Here is a 6051-nt window from a genome sequence, read left to right as displayed (position 1 = left end):
CACGCGCGGCAGCAACTGCTCCTGGCAGTAGGCGCGGGCGGCGTCCTGCACCTGGCGTTCGTCGTCGGTCAGTTGCTGGCTGAGGTGGAAGGGGTCTTCCCAGTTGAAGCGGGTTTTGGGCGTGGCCATGGGTGGTTCCTTGAAGGGGTTTGGCGGGCGGCGCTTCAGTCCTGGCGGAGCAGTTCGCGGCCGATGATGAGTTGCTGCACCTGCGTCGTGCCTTCGTACAGGCGCAGCAGGCGTGCGTCGCGGTAGAAGCGCTCCACCGGGTATTCGTTGATGTAGCCGGCGCCGCCGTGGATCTGCACGCCGCGGTCGGCCACGCGGCCCACCATCTCGGTGGCGAAGAGCTTGGCGCACGAGACGCGCATCGAGATGTCCGGGTCGGACGCGTGGGCGGGTTTGCCGTCGAAGCGCTGCGCCACGTCCTTCACCAGCGACCAGCCCGCCAGCAATTCGGCCTGGCTGTCGGCCAGCATGGCCTGGATCAGCTGGAACTCGCCGATGGCTTTGCCGAACTGCTTGCGGTCGCGCGCGTAGCGGCGCGATTCGTCGAGGATGCGCGAGGCCAGGCCGCAGGAGACGGCCGAGATGTTGAGGCGGCCGCGGTCCAGCACCTTCATCGCGGTCTTGAAACCCTGGCCCGGCACGCCACCGATGATGTTGGCCGCCGGCACGCGCACGTTCTCCAGGATCACGTCGCAGGTCTTGGTGCCGCGCTGGCCCATCTTCTTGTCGTTCTTGCCGAGCTTGAGGCCCGGGCTGCCGGCCGGCACGATGAAGGACGAGACACCGCCCGCGCCCGGCCCGCCGGTGCGGGCCATGAGCGTGAAGGCGCCGGCGCGCGGCGCGTTGGTGATGAAGCGCTTGGTGCCGTTGAGCACGTAGTGGTCGCCATCGAGCTCGGCGCGGGTTTTGAGCGAGGCCGCGTCGGTGCCGGCGTCGGGCTCGGTCAGCGCGAAGGACATGATCAGTTCACCACTGGCCACCTTGGGCAGGTACGTGGCTTTCTGCTCGGGCGTGCCGTCCATCAGGATGCCCTGCGAGCCGATGCCGATGTTGGTGCCGAACACCGAGCGGAAGGCCGGCGCGGTGCGTCCCAGCTCGTAGTTGACCAGCACCTCCTGGCTCACCGACAGGCCGATGCCGCCGTATTCCTCGGGCACGGTGAGGCCGAACAGGCCCATCTCCTTCATGGCTTCGATGAGGTCGGCCGGCACCTCGTCGTGTTCTTCGAGGTGGTTCTCGGCCGGCACCAGGCGCTCGTTCACGAAGCGCTGGAGGGTGGGCAGCAGGATGTCAAAGGATTCGGCGTCGAGGGACATGGGTTCGTTGGGCCATTCAGCGGTGTTGGAATTCGGGCGTGCGTTTGTCCAGGAAGGCGTGCATGCCTTCGTGGGCATCGGCGCTGGCAAAACGTTCGTACAGCGCGTGGCGCTCGAACAGGATGCCTTCGGTGAGCGGGCTTTCCCAGGCGCGGTTGACCGCCGCCTTGATGGCCATGAGCGCGGGCAGCGAGAAGCTCGCGATCTGCCCGGCCAGGGCCAGGGTGCGCTCCAGCAGTTCGGCGTCGGGCACCACACGCGAGACCAGGCCGTAGCGGTCGGCCTCGGCCGCGTCGAGCGTGCGGGCCGAGAGGCACATGTCCATCGCCTTGGCCTTGCCGATGGCGCGGGGCAAGCGCTGCGTGCCGCCGGCACCGGGCAGCATGGCGAGCTTGATTTCGGGCAGCGCGAACTTCGCCGACTCGGCTGCGACGATGATGTCGCAGGCCAGCGCCAGTTCGCAGCCGCCCCCCATGGCAAAACCCGCCACCGCGGCCAGCACGGGCTTGCGCACGCGGCGGATGGTTTCCCAGTTGCGGGTGATGAAGGCGCCCTGGTAGACATCCATGAAAGACCAATCCGCCATGGCGTCGATGTCGGCCCCGGCCGCGAACGCCTTGGCGCTGCCGGTGATGACGATGGCGCCGATGCCGGGGTCGGCATCGAAGGCCAGCAGCGCCTCGCCCAGCGCGTCCATCAGGGCGTCGTTGAGGGCGTTGAGCTGCCGTGGCCGGTTCAGCGTGATCAGGCCGACGCGGCCGCGCGTCTCCACCAGAACGGGTTGGTCTTGCAGGTTCATCTCGGGCTCAGGTCTCGGGTTCAGTCGACGGCGATCTTCTGTTCCTTGATGAGCGTGGACAGCAGCTTGCCCTCGTTGCTCAGCAAGGTCTTGAACTCCGCGGTGGGCAGTGGCACCGGCTCGGCGCCCAGGTCGGCGTAGCGGGTCTTGGTGCCGGGCAGCGCCAGTGCCTTGGCCAGTTCGCGGTCCATGCGGGTGATGACGTCCGGCGGTGTGCCGTTGGGCGCCCACATGCCGAACCAGATGTCGAGGTCGGCGCCCTGGAAGCCTTGTTCGCCCACGGTGGGCACGTCGGGGAAGAACGGCGAGCGCTTGGCGCTCACCACACCCAGCAGCTTCACCTTGCCCGAGCGGATGTGGGGGAAGGAGATGCCGGGATCGCAGACGAAGTCGGCCTGGCCGCCCATCACGTCCTGCAATGCCGGCGCGGCACCGCGGTAGGGAATGTGGGTGATGAAGGTGTTGGTCGCCAGCTTGAACAGCTCACACGCCAGGTGCGGCGGCGTGCCCGCGCCGGCCGAGGCGAAGGACAGCTTGCCCGGCTGCGCCTTGGCCAGCGCCACGAGGTCGCGCGCGTCCTTGGCCTCCATCTGTGGTTTGGCCACCAGGTACATCTGCGTCTTGCCCACACCGCCGACGGGCGTGAGGTCGCGCGAGGGCAGGATGTTGGACTTGAACAGCGACGGGTTGGCGGTCTCGACCGAGGTGGGCGCGATCAGGAAGGTGTAGCCATCCGGCGCGGCGCGAATCACGTCGGTGGCCGCGATGTTGCCGCTGGCGCCCGGCTTGTTCTCGATGATCACCGGCTGCCCGATGGATTCGCCGATGGCTTGCGCGAGGATGCGGGCCATCACGTCCGTGCTGCCGCCCGGCGCAAAGCCGACCACGATGCGCACGGTCTTGGTGGGCCAGGTTGCCGGGGTTTGCGCCTGCAGCGCCCCGGCCGCGCCGAGGGCGCACAGCGTGAGGGTGGCCTGACGCAAGCGGCGGGCCAGTGTGTGGATCTTCATGGTTTGTCTCCGTTGTGGTGGTGGATGAAAACGTGCTGTGTGCCGTTTCAGGACGGGTCGTCCTGCAGCATCTCGCGCAGCTTGAATTTCTGGATCTTTCCGGACGGCGTGGACGGCATCGCGTCGCGCACGATCAGGCGCTCCGGGATGTACTGGATGGCCACTTTCTGCGCCTTCATGAACGCCTGGATGTCGGCGAGGTCAACTTGCTGGCCGGGCTTGGGCACCACCACCGCACAGGCCCGCTCGCCCAGGCGGTCGTCGGGGTAGGCGACGATGGCCGCCATGGCAATGGCCGGGTGGCGGTAGAGCAGCGACTCGATTTCCACCACGGGGATGTTCTCGCCGCCGCGGATGATCACGTCCTTGCTGCGGCCGGTGATGCGGATGTATCCGCGCTCGTCGATGCGGGCGAGGTCTCCGGTGTCGAACCAGTCGTCGGCGTCGGTGCCGTTGAGGTGGGGGCGGCGCAGGTAACCACCGAAGTTGGAGCAGGCGCGCAGCAGCAGCTTGCCCGGTTCACCGGCGGGCAGGCTGTTGCCCTCCACGTCCACCACCTTGACTTCCACGCCCGGCAGCGGGCAGCCGTCGGAGCTGAACGAGCGCTCGTCGTCGTCATCGAGTTGCGTCAGGGTGACGGCACCGTTCTCCGTCATGCCCCAGGCGGACACGATCTTGGCGCCGAGCGCGGCGCGCGCCTGCTCCACCAGCGGGCCCGGAATCGGCGCGCCGGCGCACAGGAAGCTGCGCAGCGTGGGCACGCTCAGCCCGCTTTCCGCGACCGTCTTCGCCAGGTCGGTGAGGAAGGGCGTGGAGGCCATGGTGAAAGACACCTTCTCGGCGCGGACCAGCTCAATGGCCTTCTGCGGCGCCCAGATGTCCTGCAGCACCGCGCTGGCCTTGAGCATGATGGGCATCATCAGCCCGTACATGAAGCCGGTCTGGTGTGCCATCGGTGACGCCATCAGGACCACGTCCTCCGCATCGAGCTGCAGGCGCTGCGCGTACGGGATGATGTTGGCCATCACCGTGTTGGCCGAGTGCATGACCCCCTTGGGCTCGCCGGTGGTGCCCGAGGTGTAGATGAGCTGCGTCACGTCGTCCGGCCCGGGCCGGTTGCGCGTGAGGATGTCTGGCGCATCGGCCGCGCGCTCCCACTCGGGGCCGCTCAGCAGCGCCTCGAAGCTGTTGCGCCCCTCGCCATCGACGATGACCACGCGCCGCAGATCGGGCAGGCTGGGTTGCAGGCCCGTCACCATGGCCTCGAAATCAAAACCCCGGAACGATTTCGGCGCGATCAGCACCTTGGCCTCGCCGTGCTTGAGCATGAACGACAGCTCGCGCTCGCGGAAGATGTGCATCAGCGGGTTGATGACGGCACCGATGCGCGAGCAGGCCAGATACGTCAGCGTGAACTGCCACCAGTTCGGCAATTGGCAGGCCACCACGTCGTTGCGCCCCACGCCGAGCCGCGACAGCCCGACGGCGATGCGGTCGGCCATTTGCGCCAACTCGCGGTAGGTGAAGCGCCGCGTCTCGCCCGAATCGACCCGCACCGCGGTCAGCGCGAGCTTGTCGGGGCAGGCCGCGAGGCAGGCGTCGAGGTCGTCGTTGATGGTGCGGTCGTGCCAGAAGCCCTGGTCGATCATGCGCGCGCGGCGCGGCGGCAGCAGAACAGCGTCGAAGTCCATGGTGTTGTCTCCTCTTTTTTGTCAGAAAGGGGCAGAGGCCCCTGGCCGTGTCAGGCGGGCACGAACTTGCGGCCCGCACGGGCGCGGGCGATGATGGTTTTCATGATCTGGGCCGTGCCGTCCCCGATCTGGAAGCCCAGCACATCGCGCAGGCGTTGTTCCATCAGGCCGCGGTCGTAGCCGCCGTGGCCGTAACACAGCAGGCACTGGTGGATCACGTCGTAGGCCAGCTTCGGGCCCCACCACTTGGCCATGCCGGCCTCGGCGGAGTGCGGCAGGCCCTTGTCCTTGAGCCACAGGCCCTGCAGGCAGAGCAGGCGCGCGCCCTCCACCTCGGTGTCGTACTGCGCCAGCGGGTGCGTCACACCCTGGAAGGCCGACAGCGGCTGGCCGAAGGCCTGGCGCTGGGTGATGTATTCCCAGGTTTCTTCCAGCGCCACACGGGCCACCGCCAGGCACTGCAGGCCGATGAGCGAGCGCGAGAAATCGAAGCCGTGCATGACCTGCACGAAACCCTTGTCCTCGTCGCCCAGCCGGTGGTTCAGTGGCACGCGCACGTTCTCGAAGAAGATCGAGCCACGCCCGATGGCGCGCTGGCCATGGCAATCGAAACGGCTGGTGGTGACGCCCGGCAGGTCCATCGGCACCAGCAGCGCCGTGACGCCGTGCGCGCCCGATTCCGGCGTGCCCGTGCGGCCGAACACCACGGTGATGTCGGCCTGGTCGGCAGCCGAGATGGAGGTTTTCTCGCCGTTGATGACGTACTCGTCGCCCACCCGCTCCACACGCAGGCGCAAGTTCGCGGCGTCGGAACCACCACGCGGCTCGGTGAGTGCGATGGCGCAGACCGCCTCGCCCGCCACCAGCTTGCGCAGCCACGGGGTGACCACTTCGGGCTGGCCGTAACGCGAGAGGATCTGGCTGTTGAGCGAGGCCAGCAGGTTGAGGTAGGAAAAGCTCAGGTCGGCGCGCGCAATTTCTTCGTGCACCACGCCGGCCGCCAGACACCCCATGCCGAGGCCGCCAAACGCTTCCGGCAGCTCGGGCACGATGAAGCCCAGCTCCCCCATCTCGCGCAGCAGGGCGCGGTCGAGCACGCGGCTGCGGTCGCGCTCCAGAAAGCCCGGAGCCACCCGGTCCTGGGCAAAGCGGCGGACGGTTTCGGCCAGCGCCTGCAGGTCTTCGCCAATGTAGGGATTGGGATTCATCGTCGGTCTCCAGCGCTC

General features: G+C 67.9%; 5 protein-coding genes. All 5 read right to left on the bottom strand.

The window, feature by feature from the left end:
• Positions 1-164: 164 nt before the first annotated feature.
• Genes HPA01S_RS07045 through aliB form a run of 5 tightly spaced genes read right to left on the bottom strand, consistent with a single transcriptional unit; the run spans position 165 to position 6033 of the window.
• Positions 165-1325: an acyl-CoA dehydrogenase family protein gene (locus HPA01S_RS07045; RefSeq protein WP_066268221.1), complete on the bottom strand. Its 1161-nt coding sequence runs from the start codon at positions 1323-1325 to the stop codon at positions 165-167.
• 16 nt (positions 1326-1341) lie between these two features.
• Positions 1342-2124: an enoyl-CoA hydratase gene (locus HPA01S_RS07040; RefSeq protein ID WP_066268220.1), complete on the bottom strand. Its 783-nt coding sequence runs from the start codon at positions 2122-2124 to the stop codon at positions 1342-1344.
• Between the two features lie 20 nt (positions 2125-2144).
• Positions 2145-3134: a Bug family tripartite tricarboxylate transporter substrate binding protein gene (locus HPA01S_RS07035; protein ID WP_066268217.1), complete on the bottom strand. Its 990-nt coding sequence runs from the start codon at positions 3132-3134 to the stop codon at positions 2145-2147.
• A gap of 47 nt (positions 3135-3181) precedes the next feature.
• Positions 3182-4825: a cyclohexanecarboxylate-CoA ligase gene (gene aliA, locus HPA01S_RS07030; RefSeq protein WP_066268213.1), complete on the bottom strand. Its 1644-nt coding sequence runs from the start codon at positions 4823-4825 to the stop codon at positions 3182-3184.
• A gap of 50 nt (positions 4826-4875) precedes the next feature.
• Complete coding sequence (aliB, locus tag HPA01S_RS07025) at positions 4876-6033, bottom strand: cyclohexanecarboxyl-CoA dehydrogenase (RefSeq protein ID WP_066268211.1); 1158 nt, start codon at positions 6031-6033, stop codon at positions 4876-4878.
• Between the last annotated feature and the right edge of the window lie 18 nt (positions 6034-6051).

It is taken from the genome of Hydrogenophaga palleronii NBRC 102513 (genome assembly GCF_001571225.1).
Classification (GTDB): domain Bacteria; phylum Pseudomonadota; class Gammaproteobacteria; order Burkholderiales; family Burkholderiaceae_C; genus Hydrogenophaga; species Hydrogenophaga palleronii.
Note: the sequence above shows the minus strand (reverse complement) of the source record. Positions and strands in the feature narration are given on the sequence as shown.